12 protein-coding genes and 2 pseudogenes are annotated in these 18,322 nt (G+C 68.5%); 5 read left to right on the top strand and 9 right to left on the bottom strand.

All coding sequences use genetic code 11. The features are described 5' to 3' along the window. Positions 1–84: 84 nt before the first annotated feature. From ABZ915_RS33740 to ABZ915_RS33730, 3 genes are read right to left on the bottom strand one after another with little or no spacing between them, the layout of a single operon-like run. A complete protein-coding gene (locus ABZ915_RS33740) occupies positions 85–906 on the bottom strand; it encodes a carbohydrate ABC transporter permease (RefSeq protein ID WP_361811543.1) in 822 nt (273 codons plus the stop codon). Positions 907–934: 28 nt separating this feature from the next. Continuing rightward, positions 935–1,897: a sugar ABC transporter permease gene (locus ABZ915_RS33735; RefSeq protein WP_361811121.1), complete on the bottom strand. Its 963-nt coding sequence runs from the start codon at positions 1,895–1,897 to the stop codon at positions 935–937. Positions 1,898–1,950: 53 nt separating this feature from the next. After that, positions 1,951–3,264: a sugar ABC transporter substrate-binding protein gene (locus ABZ915_RS33730; RefSeq protein ID WP_361811119.1), complete on the bottom strand. Its 1,314-nt coding sequence runs from the start codon at positions 3,262–3,264 to the stop codon at positions 1,951–1,953. 282 nt (positions 3,265–3,546) lie between these two features. Here ABZ915_RS33730 and ABZ915_RS33725 point away from each other — a divergent pair, with 282 nt between their 5' ends. From ABZ915_RS33725 to ABZ915_RS33710, 4 genes are all read left to right on the top strand, one after another. Beyond that, a complete protein-coding gene (locus ABZ915_RS33725; RefSeq protein ID WP_361811117.1) occupies positions 3,547–4,575 on the top strand; it encodes a LacI family DNA-binding transcriptional regulator in 1,029 nt (342 codons plus the stop codon). A gap of 267 nt (positions 4,576–4,842) precedes the next feature. Then, positions 4,843–5,004 carry a hypothetical protein gene (locus ABZ915_RS33720; protein ID WP_361811115.1) on the top strand — a complete coding sequence of 54 codons (162 nt, stop codon included), beginning with the start codon at positions 4,843–4,845 and terminating at the stop codon, positions 5,002–5,004. Next, positions 5,001–8,276, top strand: a complete 3,276-nt coding sequence (locus ABZ915_RS33715; RefSeq protein ID WP_361811113.1) for a discoidin domain-containing protein — start codon at positions 5,001–5,003, stop codon at positions 8,274–8,276. The genes ABZ915_RS33720 and ABZ915_RS33715 overlap by 4 nt, the downstream gene beginning before the upstream one ends. Positions 8,277–8,288: 12 nt before the next feature. Further along, a complete protein-coding gene (locus tag ABZ915_RS33710) occupies positions 8,289–9,785 on the top strand; it encodes a family 43 glycosylhydrolase (RefSeq protein WP_361811111.1) in 1,497 nt (498 codons plus the stop codon). Positions 9,786–10,503: 718 nt separating this feature from the next. On the opposite strand, the gene ABZ915_RS33705 is transcribed toward ABZ915_RS33710, so the two are convergent. From ABZ915_RS33705 to ABZ915_RS33690, 4 genes and pseudogenes are all read right to left on the bottom strand, one after another. Continuing rightward, positions 10,504–10,989 (bottom strand): DUF2269 family protein, encoded by a 486-nt coding sequence (locus tag ABZ915_RS33705; protein WP_361811109.1) that lies wholly within the window; start codon positions 10,987–10,989, stop codon positions 10,504–10,506. A 246-nt stretch (positions 10,990–11,235) separates the two neighbouring features. After that, positions 11,236–12,801 (bottom strand): MFS transporter, encoded by a 1,566-nt coding sequence (locus ABZ915_RS33700; protein ID WP_361811107.1) that lies wholly within the window; start codon positions 12,799–12,801, stop codon positions 11,236–11,238. Continuing rightward, positions 12,798–13,820, bottom strand: a pseudogene (locus ABZ915_RS33695) (MFS transporter); the annotation flags it as partial. The pseudogene ABZ915_RS33695 and the gene ABZ915_RS33700, both read right to left, overlap by 4 nt. Positions 13,821–13,845: 25 nt before the next feature. Continuing rightward, a pseudogene (locus tag ABZ915_RS33690) lies at positions 13,846–14,136 on the bottom strand (MFS transporter); the annotation flags it as partial. Between the two features lie 233 nt (positions 14,137–14,369). Between ABZ915_RS33690 and ABZ915_RS33685 the strand changes: the two are divergent. Next, entirely contained in the window at positions 14,370–15,041 is a 672-nt protein-coding gene (locus ABZ915_RS33685) for a TetR/AcrR family transcriptional regulator (RefSeq protein WP_361811105.1), read from the top strand. On the opposite strand, the gene ABZ915_RS33680 is transcribed toward ABZ915_RS33685, so the two are convergent. Both ABZ915_RS33680 and ABZ915_RS33675 read right to left on the bottom strand, forming a co-directional pair. Further along, positions 15,019–15,696 carry a hypothetical protein gene (locus tag ABZ915_RS33680; RefSeq protein ID WP_361811103.1) on the bottom strand — a complete coding sequence of 226 codons (678 nt, stop codon included), beginning with the start codon at positions 15,694–15,696 and terminating at the stop codon, positions 15,019–15,021. The genes ABZ915_RS33685 and ABZ915_RS33680 overlap by 23 nt on opposite strands. 419 nt (positions 15,697–16,115) lie before the next feature. Next, the gene (locus tag ABZ915_RS33675; protein ID WP_361811101.1) at positions 16,116–18,317 is read right to left on the bottom strand and encodes a WD40 repeat domain-containing protein; all 2,202 of its coding nucleotides are present in this window, start codon (positions 18,315–18,317) and stop codon (positions 16,116–16,118) included. Between the last annotated feature and the right edge of the window lie 5 nt (positions 18,318–18,322).

Raw genomic sequence — 18,322 nt, 5'->3', positions numbered from 1 at the left:
CCTTCGGTTGTCCGGCCAGGTCGTCTGGCCAGGTCGTCTGGCCCAGTAGTCCGGCCAAGTCGTCCGCGCGTCAGCCATCAGTCATCAGCCCTTGAGCGCGCCGGACATGAAGCCCCGTATGTAGTGCCGTTGCAGCAGCAGGAAGAGGAGGAGGCAGGGCACGGCGAGGACCACCACGCCCGCCTCGGTGGCGCCGTAGTCGACGGCGCCCATGCTCTGCTGCCGCAGGTTCGCGACGGCCAGGGGCAGCGGCGCCTTCGCGCTGTCGGAGATGAGGATCAGCGGTGCGATGAAGTCGTTCCAGGCCGCGAGGAACGCGAAGAGACCGACGGTGATCAGTCCCGGTCGCACCGCCGGGAGGAGGACCCGCCGCAGCGCGCCCGCCGTGCCGCAGCCGTCGACCAGCGCCGACTCCTCGAGTTCGCGAGGCACCGCCTCGAAGGAGATCCGCATCATGAAGGTGGCGAACGGCAGTTGGAACATGGCCAGCACCAGGCTCAGCCCGATCAGCGAGTTCTGCAGGTGGAGTCTGCCGAGCAGTACGTAGAGAGGGATGAGGAGGGTGGCGTAAGGGACCATGAGGATGGCCAGGGTCACCAGGAACAACAGGTTCTTGCCGGGGAAGTCGAAGCGGGCGAAGGCGTAACCGCCCAGCAGCGACACCCCGAGGGTCAGGGCGACGGTCAGGGCGGAGACGACGGTGCTGTTGAACAGGTATCGCCACAGGCCCGCGTCGTAGTGGAGCAGCGTCCGGTAGTTGCCGAGGCCGTAACCGGACTCCTGTGCGGTGCCGGGCTGTCCGCTGACGGAGGCCCAGGCGTTCCACAGCAGCGGAAAGAGGAAGACGACGGCCAGACCTCCGGCGACGACGTAGTGGGGCGTCCGGCCGAGGGCGCGGGTCAGCACCGTGGTGTCCCTTCTCATGAGCTGCGGCTCATGACTCGTCGGCGCGGCGCAGGCCGCGGAACTGGAGGGCGTTGAGCAGGAGCAGGGCGCCCAGCACGGTGATCGACAGGGCCGCCGCGGTGCCCAGGTTCAGCCGTTGGAAGGCCTCGCGGTAGATCAACTGGACTATGGTGACGGTGCTGTTGTCGGGTCCGCCCTTGGTGAGGATGAAGAACTGGTCGAAGGCGAGCAGCGATCCGGTCACGCACAGCAGCAGTGTCAGGGCGAGGGACGGCCGCAGCAGCGGCACCGTGATGGAGCGGAAGATCTGGCCGCGGCTCGCGCCGTCCATGCGGGCGGCCTCGAACACCTCCTGGGGGATGCGCTGGAGGCCCACCAGGAGGATCAGCATGTAGAAGCCGGCGAACTTCCAGACGATGAGGAAGACCGTCGACAGCAGGGCGGAGGTCGGTGTGCCGAGGAAGGACACCGGGTCGTCGACGAGGCCGAGTTTGCCCAGGATGCGGCTGAGCGGGCCGGTGCTGGGACTGTACAGGCCCCAGAACAGCAGGGACGCCGAGGCCAGTCCCAGGGCGCCGGGCAGGAAGTAGACCGTACGGAAGAAGCCCGCCCCGGGCCGGGACTCCTGCACCAGCAGGGCGAGGAGGAGGGCGAGGCCGAGGAGTACGACCGTGACGATCACGGTGTAGAGGACGGTGAAGCGGACCGCGGGCCAGAACAGGGCGCTGTCGGTAGCATCGGTGTAGTTCTCGGGGGCGTTGAAGCCCCGGTCGCCCGCGAGGAGCGGCCAGTCACTGAGCGACATCTGCCCGACGAGCAGCAGCGGCAGCAGGAAGAACACCGCGACGAACACGGCCGTGGGGGCCGCGTAGGCGAGACCCTTCACTTTGCGGGACCGCCACCGGGGCGGGGTCGCGCGGGACGGACGGACCCGGCGTTCCGGCCGGGTCCGGGGTTCGGCCGCCGCTGGGTCGGCTGCCTTCACCTGCATGACTCTCCTCTGCCGTGTGACGTGGGAGGGATGCTGCGGGAGCCGGGTGCCGTTCAGTCGGCCAGTGAGGCGCTGACCGCTTGGTTGTCCTTGTCGACGGACGACCCGTCGCCGAAGACGGCGTCGCGCATCAGCTTCAGCCAGGGCCCGTTGGGGTCGTTGAAGGTCTGGCCGAACTTCAGCGCGTACGGGGTACGACCGTCGGCCACGAGTTCGTTGATCGTCACCAGTCGCGGGTCCGCCTTGGAGTACTTGTTGGACGCGAGGTCGGTGCGCGCCACCACGTCCTTGTGCGCGGCGACCACCTCGACCTGCGCCTTGTCGCCCAGTGACCAGGCGAGGAAGTTCCAGGCCTGGTCGGCGGACTTGCTGGTGGCGGAGATGCCGATGGCGTCACCGCCGACGAATGTGGACCTGCCGCCGTCGGGTCCGGGGATGGGTGCGACGCCGAGGTCGAGGTTTTTGGGCATCAGCCCCAGGGTGGTCGACGGCATGGGCATGACACCGACCTTGCCCTTCGGGAAGACCGCGGTCCAGGTCGCGCCCGTCTCGTCGCGTGCGCCGGGGGCCACGATGCCGTCCTTCACCCACCCCCGGTAGGTGTCGTACACCTTCTTCGCGGTGTCGGAGGCGAGGGAAGCCGCGGTTCCGTCCTTGTTGAGCACCTCTTCCCCCGCGGCCCAGACGGACGGCCACCAGGTGAAGACGCCGCAGCCGCCGCAGTTGCCGCCGAAGAAGGTGCCGTTGACGCCTCCGCCCAGCGCGTCCACCGCCCGAGCCTGCCGGTCCCACTCACTCAGGCTGGTGGGCGGCTTGTCGGGGTCGAGCTTGGCCTTGCGATAGAGGTCCTTGTTGTAGAAGAGCACCGACACGTCAAGAGTGTGCGGCACGACGTACTTCTTGCCCTCGTACGTGCCGGCCTTGATGTGCGACCGGGCGAGGTGCTCGGCGAAAGGCAGGGCGTCGATGCGTTCGGTGAGGTCGGCGAACAGCCCGCTGGAGGTGTAGTTCGGGACGAACACCACATCGGAGGCGAAGAGGTCGGGCAGGTCCTTGGACCCGGCGGCCGCACCGACCTTGGCCTGGTAGTCGTCAGTGGGGACGACGGTCAGCTCGATCTTGTTCTTGTGACTCTGGTTGTACGCCTTGACCAGGGCCTCGCTCTGCGGCCGGGTCGCCGCACGCGTCCACATCGTCAGCGTCGTACCGTCGTCGACGCCGTCGGGACCCGCCGCCCCGCCTCCCCCACCGCCCGAGCCGCCTCCCCCCGACCCGCACGCCGTGACCAGACTCGCCGCGGCGAGCAGGGCAACGGCGCCGGTGACGAGGCGGCGTACGCGTCCACCTGGTCCGACCGTGCTCCCCATGTTCGCTCCCCCTCTTGTCGCGGCGGGCCGTGCGCGGCCTGCCGTCGGTGCGATGGATGCCGATGGCGGTGGTGGCGCTGGACGGTGCGGCGGGAAAGGGCCGAAAAGGTTTTCTGAGACGCTAGAACCCGACCTGGTACTCGTCAATCCCCTTGCAGCGAGCGAGTGTCGACGGATCATCGTAAGGCTGGGCGGATCCGCCTCCGAAACCTTTCGCGTACTGTTTTACGCCCGACGTGTCAGCCCGACGGCCTCGGCACGCGACACGAGACAGGAGCACCCATGGCACAGGCCACCGACCCCTCTCGTTCGCAGCCCGCCACGCTCAGCGACGTCGCCCGGTTGGCAGGCGTGTCCATCGCCACCGCGTCCAAGGCGCTCAACGGCCGCAGCCAGGTACGCGCCGAGACCCGGCAGCGGGTGATCGACGCGGCCGAGCGGCTGTCGTTCCGGCCCAACCAGCTGGCCCGCGGTCTGCTCGCCGGGCGTACGGGCACCGTCGGTCTGCTCACCAGCGACCTGGAGGGCCGGTTCAGCATCCCGATCCTCATGGGCGCCGAAGACGCCTTCGGAGCGGGCGAGGTCGCGGTGTTCCTCTGTGACGCCCGTGGCGACGCCATCCGCGAGCAGCACCATGTCCGCGCGCTGCTGGGCCGCCGGGTCGACGGCCTCATCGTGGTGGGCAGCCGGACCGACCCGCGCCCGTCCCTGGGCCGCGAGTTGCCCGTTCCCGTCGTCTACGCGTACGCGCCGTCGGAGGATCCGGCGGATCTGTCCATCGTCCCCGACAGCGTGGGCGCCGGCCGGATCGCCGTGGACCATCTGCTCGCCTGCGGCCGTCGCCGGATCGCTCACATCACCGGCGACCCCGGGTATCTCGCGGCACAGGAGCGGGCCGAGGGCGCCCGGTCCGCGCTCGCCGACGTCGGCCTCGCCCTGGTCGGCGAACCACGGTTCGGGGCGTGGTCGGAGGGCTGGGGGCGGGCAGCCACGGCGATGCTGCTCGACCAGCACGCGGACGTCGACGCCGTCCTGTGCGGCAGCGACCAGATCGCCCGCGGCGTCATGGAGGTACTGCGCGAGCGGGGCCACCGGGTGCCGGAGGACGTGGCGGTCATGGGCTTCGACAACTGGCAGATCCTCACCTCCGCCTCCCGCCCGCCGCTGACCAGCGTCGACATGAACCTCGAACAGGTCGGACGGGCAGCCGCGCGCGCCCTGTTCAGCGCGATCGCCGGGGCCCGGCTCTCGGGCGTCGAGACCCTGCCCTGCCGCGTGGTGATCAGGGGGTCCACCGCGCCGCTGTCCTGATCCCCGCGACCGGCACCCTGGGGCGTCTCGCAGCCCTCTTGACACTTCCAGGGCCCACACCTACGTTGCGAAAACCTTTTAGGTTCGTTTCAGCACCTCTCGGGGACGCGGGGGAACACTCCCCGACCGGTCCCCTTCCTCGCACTTCAGCGCTTCCATGTGCACAGTTTTATGTCATGAGCACTACATGAGCGACGGCAATCGATGCCCCGTCACCATGCGCGCCCGGGTGCAGGCCCTTGCTGTCGACCGGACAGGGAGCATCCGATGAGAAGAAGACGGACGGCCGCCCCCGGCGGGGCCGGCAGCGCGTCCCACCGCCACGACGACGGCGCACGAGCAGGCGGCAGCATGACCCGGCTCCGGCCGGGCGCGGCCTCGAAGCCCCATCGCTTGTACGGCATCCAGGAACGGCAGGCCCTGGCATGAAGCGCCTCCTCCTCGCGCTGGTGCTCATCGTCTGCTCCGTCTTCACCGCGACCCCGGCCCACGCGGCGCAGACCATAGGGTTCCCCACCTTCAGCGGACCCGCGATCCTCTCCCCGCCTGTCGCCTACACACCGGGCGACATGATGCGGAGCATCTACGACGCGGAGAGTTCGGGAACCGATTTCTGGATGGACCGCCTGCTGGCCCGCTCCGGCGACGACCCGTCCGGCCCCTGGCTGATGAGCCGTGGCCGCGCCGTCTTCATGAAGGAACACGACCCCTCCAAGCTCGGGTTCGCCGGCAAGGTCGCCTACTGGGAGAGCATCAGCGACAACAGCGCCTACACCGTCGCGATCACCCCGGGGACCTTCACGGAGCAGGTCTCCCAGCGTTGGCAGGCTCCCAGTTACTGGAAGAGCGTGCACACCAGCGGTTCGATCACGGTCAACCAGACCAAGTTCATCACCGACAACAACGTCGCCGTGACCAACCTGTCCATCAAGAACAACGGCACGAGCTCCACCACACTGCAGTTACGGGCAACCTCCCCGTACGCCACCACGGGCACCGGCAGCGAGCTGACCGGGCAGGTGAACGCCTACAACAACCTCACGACCGTCCGCCCCCGGCTCACCGGCGACGGCTTCGCCGTCTCCAACGGCGGCCTCAACCGGTCGGTCACGATCGCGGCCGGAGCCACGGTGACCACGAAGGTGGTCATGGGCTTCGTCACCGACGAGATCCCCGAGTCCCTCACGGAGTACAACGCCTACGCGGGCTACTCCCCCGCGACCGCGTTCGCGACCCACGTCAGGGCCTACAACCTGTGGTGGGCGCAGAACGTGCCCTACATCGACGTGCCCGAGCCCGCGATCAAGAAGAGCATCTACTACCGCTGGTGGCTGATGCGCTTCAACAGCCTCGACGCCGACATCCCCGGCCAGACCTTCCAGTTCCCGACCTCCGTCGAGGGCGCCCTCGGCTACAACAACGCCATCGCGCTCACCCAGCCCATGCACATCGACGACCTGAAGTACCTGCGCAACCCGGCCTACGCGTACGGGGACTGGCTGAACGTCGGCCAGATCTCCAAGAACGGCCGCTTCCTCGACAACCCCGGCGACCCGGAGAACTGGTCCAACAGCTACACCCAGTACATCGCCGAGGCCGCGTGGAGGAGCTACCAGATCCACGGCGGCCAGCCGGCCATCGCCGGCAACCTGGCCCACTACGCGGAGGGCGACGTCAAGGGCCAACTCGCCTACTACGACCACGACAACAACAAGCTCATCGAGTACGACTGGGGCGCCCTGACGGGCAACGACGCCGACGCGGTCTCCTTCCACTGGAAGCCCGGCAACATGGACCGCGCCGAGTCCGCCTACCAGTACAGCGGCGCGCTCGCCGCCGCCCAGGCCTACGAGGCGACCGGCAACACGGCCAAGGCCACCGAGATGCGCACGCTCGCGCAGCAGATCAAGGACGCGATCCTCAACGTGCTGTGGAACCCGAACCACCAACTGTTCGAGCACCGGCTGAAGTCGACCAACGAATGGGTGCCCTGGAAGGAGATCAACAACTACTACCCGTTCTCGGTCGGAGCCGTCCCCAACACCGCGACCTACAAGCAGGCCCTGCGCCTGTTCGACGACCCGGCCCAGTACCCCGTCTTCCCCTTCTACACGGCCAACCAGGTCGACAAGAAGGCGGCGGCGGACGCCGGGAGCCCGGGCTCGAACAACTTCTCCACCATCAACTCCACCGTCCAGTTCCGGCTGTACTCCTCGGTGCTGCGGAACTATCCCAACTCCTGGATGAACGCGACCGACTACAAGAAGCTGCTCTACTGGAACGCTTGGGCGCAGTACATCGGCGGCAACACCCAGTGGCCCGACGCCAACGAGTTCTGGGCCGACTGGAACGGCAGCAGCATCGACTACCGGTCCTGGATCCACCACAACATCCTGGGCAGCAGCAACTGGACCGTGATCGAGGACGTCGCCGGGCTGCGGCCCCGCAACGACGCCAAGGTCGAGCTCTCCCCGATCGACATCGGCTGGGACCACTTCACCGTCAACAACCTCCGCTACCGAGGCGCCGACCTGTCCATCGTCTGGGACGACCCGGCCGACGGCGTGGTGCGCTATCCGGGCGTCCCGGAGGGGTACTCCATCTACGTCAACGGCAACCGGGTCGCCACCGTCAACTCGCTGGTTCCCTTCACCTGGGATCCGGCCACCGGTGACGTCACCACGAGCGGCACGGTCACCTACCACTCGGCCGTTCCCGGCCTCAAGGCCCCCAACCAGGTCGTACAGGACAGTCCCCGGCTGGTCGACATGTTCGCCAAGGCCGGCGTCGACCTGACCGCCGACCTGACCAACCTCGCGGCCGGGGCGACGGCGACCGCCTCCTACACCGGCTCGGGCAGCACCCTTTCCGGCGCGGTCGACGGCTATCCCACCAACGAGCCGTTCTGGGGCGCCGGCGGCTCCCCCAACAGCCAGGACTGGTACGAGCTGAACCTCGGCACCGCTCGTACGATCAACGAGGTGCGCCTGTACTTCAAGGACAGCCGCCCGGCGAGCACCACCTACCGAGCCCCGTCCTCGTACAGCATCCAGTACTACAACGGCAGTACGTGGGTGAACGTGCCCGGCCAGACCAAGAGCCCGGCGGCACCGCGGGCCAACTACAACCTGGTGCAGTTCCCCGCGGTCGACGCCCAACGCGTAAGGGTCCTGGCCACCAACGCCTCCGGGGCCAAGACGGGCCTCACCGAGGTGAAGATCTTCAACCGGGGTGGCGTCCAGCCACCGGCTCCGACCAACCTGGCGACGTCCGCGACCGCGTCCGCGTCGTACACCTCCTCCTGGGAGAGCGTCAACGCCGTCAACGACGGCATCGACCCGCCCTCGTCCAACGACACCGTGAACCCGCGGTGGGGCACCTGGCCGGAGACCGGACAGCAATGGGCCGAACTGACCTGGCCGTCGGCCCAGACGATCAACAAGGCCGAGGTCTACTTCTTCGACGACGACCAGGGCATCGACATGCCGGCCTCCTGGAAGCTCCAGTGCTGGAACGGCAGCGCCTACGTCGACGTACCCGGGGCGAGCGGCTACCCCCTGGCCAAGGACCAGTACAACACCGTCACGTTCACCGCGACGAGCACCACGCGACTGAGGGTGCTGCTCACCGGCAACGGCACCAATTCCGTGGGGCTCCTCGAGGCAAAGGTGTACGGCCCCGCCACAAACTCCAAGCGATGAAGGGGGTGCCCAGTGACCCGTTCCAGATGCCTGGCCGTGCTCACCGCCGTGCTCGCCATGGTGGTCGCCTTCCTGGTGGCGCCTCCACCGGCTGCCGCGGCCGTCACGTTCACCTCAACCGCGGTGAACCAGAAGGGCGCCAACTGCCTTGACCTGCCGGACAGTTCATCGACCGACGGAACGCAGCTGCGCGCGTTCACATGCGGTTCCGGAGCGAATCAGAACCTCGGCTTCACTCCCGTCCCGGGGTCGAGCGACACCTACACGATCACCACCCAGTCGGGTCAGTGCGTCGACGTCTACGGCGCGTCCACGGCGGACGACGCCGCGATCATCCAGTGGCCCTGCCACGGCGGGACGAACCAGCAGTGGCGGCTCACGCCGGTGTCGGTGAGCGGCACCGACAAGACCTTCGACCTGGTCTCCATCAGCTCCGGCAAGTGTGTGACGCCGAGCGGTGGTTCGTCGGCCTCGAACACCAGCCTGGTGCAGCTGCCATGCGCCACCGCGAACGGCAGGGTGTGGCGGCTGGCCGGCTTCACCGGCGGCTCCACGAGCCCGCACACCTTCACCAACCCGCTCTCCCAGCACGGGCCCGACCCCTGGCTGACCTACTACGACGGGTACTACTACCTCGCCACCACCACCTGGAACTCGACGATCACCATGCGCAAGGCCAGCACCCTCGCGGGGCTCGCCACCGCCACCGACCAGGTGATCTTCAACCTCACCCGGCCCAACGGCGCCGGCACGATGTGGGCCCCGGAGTTCCACCTGCTCGACGGCCCCGACGGAAAGCGGTGGTACTTCTACTACACGGCCGGACGGGAGCCGTACGACCTGGGCACCCAACGGATCCACGTGCTGGAGAGCACCGGCCTGGACCCGATGGGGCCCTACACCTTCAAGGCCGACCTCCTCGACCCGACCCAGGACAACACCTGGGAGCTGGACCCGAGCATTCTGCAACTGGACGGCAAGCTCTACCTCCTCGGCACCTTCTACAACGGGTCGCAGCCGATGTTCATCCGGCCGCTCTCCAATCCGTGGACCGCCGGCGGAACCCGCCATGTGCTGTCCACCCCCACGTACAGTTGGGAGACGGTGGGAGGCGCGGTCAACGAGGGCGCCGAAGTCCTCCAGCGGGGCGGCAGGACGTTCATCGTCTACTCCGCCAGCCACTGCTCCACGCCCGACTACAAGCTGGGGATGCTCACCTACAACGGTGGCGATCCGCTGAACTCCGCCTCCTGGGTCAAGTCGCCCAACCCGGTCTTCCAGAGGTCCAACGCCAACGGCGTGTACGGCCCCGGCCACAACGGCTTCTTCAAGTCGCCCGACGGGACCGAGGACTGGATGGTCTACCACGCCAACAGTTCCGCCTCCGGCGGCTGCGACATGAACCGCAGCACCAGAGCGCAGAAGTTCACCTGGAACGCCGACGGCACACCGAACTTCGGCACGCCGGCCGCCCTCGGCGTCACACTGCCCGCGCCTTCAGGGGAGTAGCCCGATGAGACGACGATCTCGCTTCCTGTCCCTCTGGGCGATCGTGCTCACCGTGATGATCGGTTCGGTCCTGGGCACCGTCGCGATCGCACCGCCCGTCCACGCCGCCACGGCGTTCACCTCCACCGCGGTCAACCAGCTGCCGGCCAGAGTGAGCGCCGAGCGGTCTACTACGGGCCACTGGCCGCGGGTCTCTAGATCATTTGCACTGTCGGCGGTACCCTGCCGTCATGACTCACAACCGAAAGGGCAATGCCGCGTAGGCGCCCATCCGCTGTACGGAGCACTCTTCCCGTACGGACCCCGAGGCACTTCTTCCGCCACCCCTACCCGACGATCAACCGTCTGTCGGGGGCGTGCCAAGCCGATATCCGCAGACTGGAACACGCGCGTTTCTCACCGGGCGCCACTGCCGAAGCCTTCTGGCACTGGGCCGCCCTGGCTCACGGTCCGCTGAAGCGGATAGCTGATCCCTTCACCTCCACCAGGTGCGGCATCCCCGAGTGCGGCTGCGATCCGGGCTATTCACGCGATCACCTCGAAGAGATCATGCACGCCTTGCCCAAGAAGTCGGCACGAGAGTTGCGGGAGCTTGTATGGCATCTTGACGGCAAGATCCTTAAGAGAGCCAAGGTCGTCCGTGCCGATTCTCCCCACGTCCCCTGGTGGCGAGATCAGCTGTAGGCGCCTGCCCACCCGGCCGTCTTCCACACGGACGTTATGCGCCTGTCGTCGAGCCAGGGCGGACGATCATCAGGACCACCACGATCAGCCAGGCGAGGGCGAACAGGCCGGTGATCATCGACAGGCGGGGCAGCCGGGCGAGCAGGGACTCCGCAGCGGTCGACGCGTGTTCGGGCATGTCGAGCTGGGTCACCACGACGTCCTGGGTACCGAGCACCGCGATGCCCAGCAGGACGCAGGCCACCGCTGTCAGAGCCATGGAGGCGATGAGCCAGGTGCTGCCCATCACGCCCATCACCTCGGCGGTGCCGACACCGAAGACCGGGACGGAGATGCCGGCCACGGCGTAGACCCGGCAGATCCGGTGCAGCATTCGGACCGATCCCTCGGCCGACTGCTGCTCGGGTCCGTCGGCCAGTGCCTGGCGCGCGTAACGCGGGAACATGCTCGCCGCAATGGTGACGGGTCCGATGAGCAGGATCGCTGCCAGCACGTGGACGCTGAGCAGGAATTTGGCCATGCTGGTGTCTCCCTTTCGCGCGCACGCTGACGCGGGGCGTCAGGCGCACGGTTTCAATCTGGTTCGAACTGGGCCGACGATTGATCACGGTGTCGCCCGGAGGTTCGGCCCTCGTTCGACCGGTGCTCAGTTGGCGGGCGGTGCCGGTGCTGACGGTTGTACTCAGCGATCAACACCGGCTGTTCGGGGGACGTTGTCCGGCCAGAAGTCCTGTGGGCGCCTCGCACCGTCCCGTTGACGTACCGCTTACGCCTCGGCGGGCGTCCGGGGGGCGTGCACCTTGTGGCGGATGAACAGCGCCGTAGGCACGGCCATGACGATCAGTACAACTCCGCCTATGACGTTGCCCAGGTGCACGGCGTCGGTGAACGCCCTCGGTACCGCCGTTCCCACCACGCGAGCGATGGATGCGGGAAGGTCTGTCGCGCCGCCGCCGTGTGGGGCACCCGCCACGATCCTGTCCGCCTGCGGCGAGGGAATGCCCGCCTCGACGAGACGGTCGTGCAGGTTCCGCGGGAAGCGACTGGTGACGACAGTTCCGAGCACACTGGGGCCGAGCACCGTTCCCAGCTGACGAGCCATGTTCACCGCTGCTGCCGCCATGCCCTCCTGCTGCGGCGAGACACTGTTGACTGCGGCAGCCGTCGAAGGCGCCGTCAGCAGACCCGCTCCGATGCCCGCCACGAGCAGCCCGGGCCACATCGCCCCGTAACCTCCCGAGGCATCGGTCGCGAGCAGCACGAGAGATCCGGCTCCGATGAGGACCAGGCCCGCAGTGATCAAGGGGGTGAAGCCGATCCGGTGTACCAGTACCCGGGCGGCTACTACTGTGACCAGGAGAAATGTTCCGAACAGCGGCAGCAGGCGCACGCCGGCGTCGAGGGGACTGGTCTGTCCCACACGTTCCATGTAGAGCACGCTGAGCAGGGCGACACCGACCAGTCCGAAAACGCTGACAGCGGCCACGCCCATGACGGCCGAGAAGGACGCGCTCCGAAAGAGCCTCAGGTCCAGCATGGGGTCGGGGTGCCGGAGTTCTACGCGTACGAACATGAACAAAGACACAGCGAAGACCACGTACATGGTGATGATCGGTGCCTCGGTGTATCCCGTCGCACCGCCCTGAATGATCGCGTAGGTGGCCGAGGCCGTCATCACCGTGCCCAGGACGAGGCCCGCAAGATCGGGCTTGCGCGTGGGGAGCCTGGACTCGGCCACGAAGACCGGGGCCAGGAGGAGGGCCGTACCGGCGATGACGATGTTGGCGATGTAGACGGCGTGCCAGGAGAAATGTTCGAGCAGGGCTCCGGCGAGGATCGGGCCGATGGCCAGGCCCACTCCGGAGCACGCGGCCCAGACGCCGATCGCGGCGGTGGGCTCGTGCGGGTCGGTGAAGGTGGCACTGACGATCGCCAGGCTCGTCGGCAACACGGCTGAGCCGCCGAGGCCCGCGATCGCCTGCGCGGTGATGAGCGTTCCGGCGCTGTCGGCGAAAACGGCGAGTACGCTGCCGGCCAGGAAGACGGCGGCACCGAGGCTGAACACGCGTCGACGCCCCACGAGGTCGCCGAAGGTTCCGGCGGACATCACGAAGCTCACGACAGCAAGGCTGTACGCGCTGGTGATCCATACCAGCGTGCTCGCAGTGACGTGCAGGTCACCCTGTATATCACCCAGGGCCGAGATGGTGGAGGTGACGTCGACGAAGGCCATCATGACGCCGAGACAGACCACCAGGAGGCCAAGCCAGCGGGCCCGCCCGCTGCCGGGGGCCGCGGCGCGGGAAGCCTGAGCCGGAACGGACGCCGTCATCGGACTGCCACCGCCTTCTTCTGCGATACGCCCAGCGACACCGCGGCCGCGGCAGCCATGAGTCCCATCGCGACAAACCATGCGTGCCGGTAGGTCTGGAGAGAGGCTCCACCGGAGGCGGTGCCGAGCATGGCGACCAGGATGCTGATGCCGACGACCGAACCGATCTGAGTCGCCATGGTCACGATGGCGCTGCCGGTGGCCGCCTGCTCGGGAGGCAGGCTGACGGTCGCGGAAGAGACGACGGTCGGAAGCGCCAGCCCTGCGCCGGCTCCGAAGATCAGCCAGCACGGGAGGATTCCGGAAGCGTAGTTCGGGTCGTTGTGCAGCAGAACGACGAAGAGAAGGGCGCCTGCCGCGGCGATGGTGCAGCCGACCGCGGCGATGAGGCCGGCCGGCACCCGGAATCGGCGTTGGAGGGCTTCACCGAGAGTGGCAGCCAGTGCGAAGCCCACCGGGCCGGGAAGGCTGGCGCATCCGGTCTTGATGGCGGAATAGTGCCAGTGGCTCTGCAGCCAGAGGATCGTCGACAGCAGGAGGCCGGCGAACGAGGCCAGTTGCAGGGTGGCAGCGAGGTTCGCCGAGGCGAAGATCCGGTCACGGAAGAGGGAGAGGTCCACTACGGGTACCTGGTGACGTGACGAGCGGAGCAGGAAGACCATCACCCCGGCCGCGGCCACGACCAGTGACGAAACGACGCGGGTGTCCGACCAGCCCCAGTCCGGCGCCTTGACCACGCCGAGAGACAGTGCGCCGACCACGATGATCAGCAGGACACCGCCGAGCAGATCGGGGATGCGGGCGTCCTGTTCGTGCTTGACGTTGGCCACGAGTCGGGCGGCCAGTGCGATCGCGAGCAGCCCGACCGGAATGTTCACGAGGAACAGCCACCGCCAGGAGATCTGGACCAGCAGCCCGCCGAAAATCGGCCCGCACACTCCGGACAGCGAGCCTGCGGTGAACCAGATCTTGACGTACCGCTCCACCTTCTCCGCAGGAGCACTCGTCAGCACCAGGCCGAGGCTGGCCGGGGTTCAGCAGGGCGGCGCCCAGCGCCTGAACGGCACGGAAGACGACCAGCATCCATACGTTGCCGGACAGCCCCGCCCCCACACTCGCCGCTACGAAGACAGCCATGCCAAGAAGGAAGCCGGCCTTGCGTCCGAAGCGGTCGGCAAGCCGCCCCGCGGGGACGAGAAGGGCGGCGTAGACGATCGCGTAGCCGTTGAGCACCCAGCTCAGATCCGACAGAGACGCCGCGCCCACGCCCTGCCCGATGTCCGGCAGGCCGACGTTGGTGATCCACACGTCGAGTTGGCCGAGGAAACTCGCCATGGCCAGCACGGCGAGTATGAGAGCCGGACGGGCGTCCGAGGAGCCTCCGCCTGCTCTCTGCGTTCGTGGACGGGTCATCTGATCTTGCGAAGACATGCGTCTCATCCGTTCTGCGGGATTCGCGGGATGCCGTGAGCGACGGACTCCAGAGTTCTGGACCGTTCTGTCAGGAACCGTGGAAAGTTGTGGAACGGAATGTCAAGAATGCTCGTTCGGCCTGTAGGCTGGCCCTCATGGGGCGCCCACCAGGATTCGACAAGGACACGGTCGTACAGGCCGTCGAGCGGCAGTTCCGCCGTACCGGATACGCCGGCACCAGCGTTGACGACATCGCCAAGGCCGGCGGGCTGGGCCGGGGCAGCCTCTACGCCGCCTTCGGCGACAAGAGCAAGCTGTACCTGCGGACCCTGGAGGCGTACTGCGACCGCAATGAGGCCGCCTGGGCGGCCGTACTCGAAGGCCCCGATGACACCGCCCTGGAACGGCTGCACACATATCTCGTGAAGTCAGCGCGATGTGTGCACGAGGACCCCGACCGGCTCGGCTGCATGGTGACCGGCTTCGTCGTCGAGGGTGTCGACCACGATCCGCAGGCCGGTGCGCGTGTCAGGCAGGCCCTCATGAGAATTGAGGGTTCGCTGACCGAGTGCGTTCAGGCTGCGCAGCGACATGGCGACCTCGATCCCGAGGCAGACGTCCCCGGAATCAGCCAACTACTCATGGCGATCAACCGGGGCATGGAAGTGCTGGCCAAGGCCGGGTTCGACGCGGTCGCGCTGGAGCGCGTCGCCGATCAAGCATTCGAAGGACTCCCGCTTACGGCGCGGGCCCGGTCCCAGCAGGCGGGTTCGGCGCACGGTCTCCCGAGTCCGGCGTCAGCTCCTACGAGGCCGGTGACACCGTAGGACGCTGGTTGGTCTGCTTCGGCCGTGGGGACCGCAGTGGGACCGCGGAGAAGCCGATCGCCGCGCACAGCAGCGCCTGGAGAGCGGCGAGTACGGCGGCCAATTCCCAGAGACGTTCGGGAGCCTGAGGCGGAGAGCCGACTTGGACGCCGTATTTACCCCGGGGATCCACGGTCGCGGTGACCGTGTCCCCGACGGCGAGTCGGCCGGCGTCGATCTGACCGGACAGGGTGCGGCCCGAGGAGTCCTTCAGCACAGCCGCATTCCCTGTGTCCCCGCCGAACTCGTCCTCGGTCGGGTGCAGGGAGGCGACGACTGCCTGTACGGCCCGGCCGCGGTCGTGCAAGGCCTGCTGGTGCACCGCGGAGCAGAACGTCCACGTGGTCAGCGCGACGCAGACGGCTGCCACGATTTCGAGTTTCCCGTACTCCCTGTCGTGCCAGTCCTCCAGGAGAATCATCAGGAGGCCTACCAGTGCGAGCAGCCCGGCCAGGGCGAGCATTGCACCGAACCCCACTACCAGCGGGTTCCACCAGTTGGGAGTGTTCGCCACACCGTAGGCGATGCCCCATGCCCCCGCGGTCACGATCGCGCTGGCGGGCACGGCCAGTACGGCCCACGCGACCCGCGTGATCCAATTCCGTACAGATGTCACGGGCCGCCTTCCCAAGCAGGAGCACACAAAGCCCACTTCACGCCGATGAAGGACATCGTTGCACGGGCTGCCCCTGTCTGGCCCGGCCGGTCGAGCCGTCGTCGTCCCGGGCAGGAGATCATGAGCGAGCTGCCGGCCGTGGTGGGCGGGGAGTCCGCCGGAAGCGAGAGCGAGCCGCCAGGATTGCTTCCACCGGACCCACCGTGCCCTGCCTCCTACGCGGGGGCCCAGTAGTCGTCGAAGTCGCCGGTGGCGATGACGGGGCGGAGGATGGGCATGACTTCGGCACCGGGAACGCTCCATCTGGAGCCGGTGATCGTCAAGCGGTCGAAGAACGGCGAACATCTTCAGCCAGCCAGCGCGCTGGTCGACTGACGGCCTGACGGACGACCTCACTGCGCCAGTGCCGCCCAGCCTGGTCAGCAGGGGGCCAGTACTGCCACATCCCGGCCGAATCCCACCATCAGCCGACCATCCGAAGTGACGGCCAGCGTATATACCGCCGCAGGAAACACCAGCTCCGCTCCGACCTGTCGGCCGGTGGTCAGGTCCCACACCCGCACCGTACGATCGCTACTGCCGGTGACGGCGACCGGACGACCCTCCACCACGCCCGTCGCCACCGCCGACACGCGGTCCTCGTGGCCGGTGAGGGGTTCGCCGATGGGCTGGCGGGTGGCCAGGTCCCATACCCACACCGCCCCGTCCTCCTTACCGGTGACGGTGAGCGGACGGCCCTCCACCATGCCCGTCGCCACCGCCCCTACCTCGCCGAAGTAACCGGTCAGGGGCTCACCGACGGGTCGGCGGGTAGCAAGGTCCCATACCCGCACCGTCCCATTCCCGATGCCGATGATGACCGGACGGCCGTCCAACACGTCCGTCGCCACCGCCCCCACCGGGTCGGTGGGGGCGGTGAGGGGTTCTCCGACGGGCTCTCGGGTGGCCAGGTCCCACACCCGCACCGTCCCGTACTCCTCGCTGGTGATGGCGACCGGGCGACCCTCCACCACACCCAACGCCACTTCCCGCCTGCCGGTGCGGGCAGTGAGGGGTTCACCGACGGGCTGGCCGGTGGCCAGGTCCCATACCCGCACCGTCCCGTCCCAACTGCCGGTGACAGCGACCGGACGGCCCTCCAGCACGCCCGTCGCCACCGCCACCACCTTGCCGACGGTAGCCGTCAGGGGGCCGCCGATAGGCCGGCGGGTGGCCAGGTCCCACACCCGCGCCGCCCCGTCCCGGCTGCCGGTGACGGCGACCGGACGGCCCTCCACCACATTCGTCGCCATCGCTCGTATCGGGCCGGCGTGGCCCGTCAGGGGCTCACCGACGGACGCGCTAGTGACCAGGTTCCACACCCGCACCGTCCCGTCGTGGCTGCCGGTGACGGCGACCGGACAGCCCTCCACCACACCCGCAGCCACCGCCCACACCTCGCCGAAGTGCCCGGTCAGGGGCTCACCGACGGGCCGGCCGGTACTCAGGTCCCATACCCGCGCCGTCCCGTCCCAGCTGCTGGTGACGGCGACCGGACGGTCCTCCACCACGCCCGTCGCCACCGCGTTCACCCCACCACTGGGGCTGCTGAAGGGCTCACCGGTCTGGCCGGTGGCCAGGTCCCACACCCGCACCGTCCCCGTCTCACTGCCGGTGACGGCGACCGGACGGCCCTCCACCACACTCGTCGTCACCCCTCGAATCGGGCCGGTGGGGTCGGTGAGGGGTTCGCCGACGGGCTCTCGGGTGGCCAGGTCCCACACCCGCACCGTCCCCTTCCCGCCGCTGGCCATGACGACCGGACGACCCTCCAGCACACTCGTCGCCACCCCTCGTATAGGACCGGCGTGGCCGGTCAGGGGTTCGCCGACAGGCTCTCGGGCGGCCAGGTCCCACACCCGCACCGTCCCGTGCTTCTCGCCGGTGATGGCGACCGGGCGACCCTCCAGCACGCCCGTCGCCACCGCCCCCACCTCGCCGACGGTAGCCGTCAGGGGGCCGCCGATGGGCCGGCGGGTGGCGAGGTCCCACACCCGCGCCGTCCCGTCCCAGCTGCCGGTGACGGCGACCGGACGGCCCTCCACCACGCCCGTCGTCACCGCCAGCACGGGGCCGGTGTGGCCGGTGAGGGGTTCACCGATGGGCCGGCCGGCGGCCAGGTCCCACACCCACACCGTCCCTTTCCCGCTGCCGATGACGACGATCGGACGGCCCTCCAGCACGCCCGTCGCCACCGCCCACACCTCGCCGAAGTGACCGGTCAGAGTGCACCGGAGGCGGTGGTCGACCGTGCCACCGGTCGCCCACTCCACCCCCCACCGGGCATCAGCTCCGCCGTCCACCGCTGCTCCGGTGATCCGTGCCGCCAGCTCCCGGTCCCCGTACCGGGCTGCGTCCAGCGCCAGCAACTGCCGCCGCACGCCGGCACCGGCGTCATGGTGCAGATGTGCCGATGCCCGGTAGACCGCAGCCGCCAACGCCTCCTCCCGCCCGGCAGCATCGCCCAGCACCGCCAGGACCCGCTCAGGATCGCCGTTCACCAGCCACCCGGGATCCGTCAGCCGCCCACCGACCGTCACAGCCTCACGGGCCGGGCCATTGCTTTGGAGATCACCAGGCATGACCA

Origin of the sequence: Streptomyces sp. NPDC046915 (genome assembly GCF_040644935.1) — a bacterium.
Lineage (GTDB): Bacteria > Actinomycetota > Actinomycetes > Streptomycetales > Streptomycetaceae > Streptomyces.
Note: the sequence above shows the minus strand (reverse complement) of the source record. Positions and strands in the feature narration are given on the sequence as shown.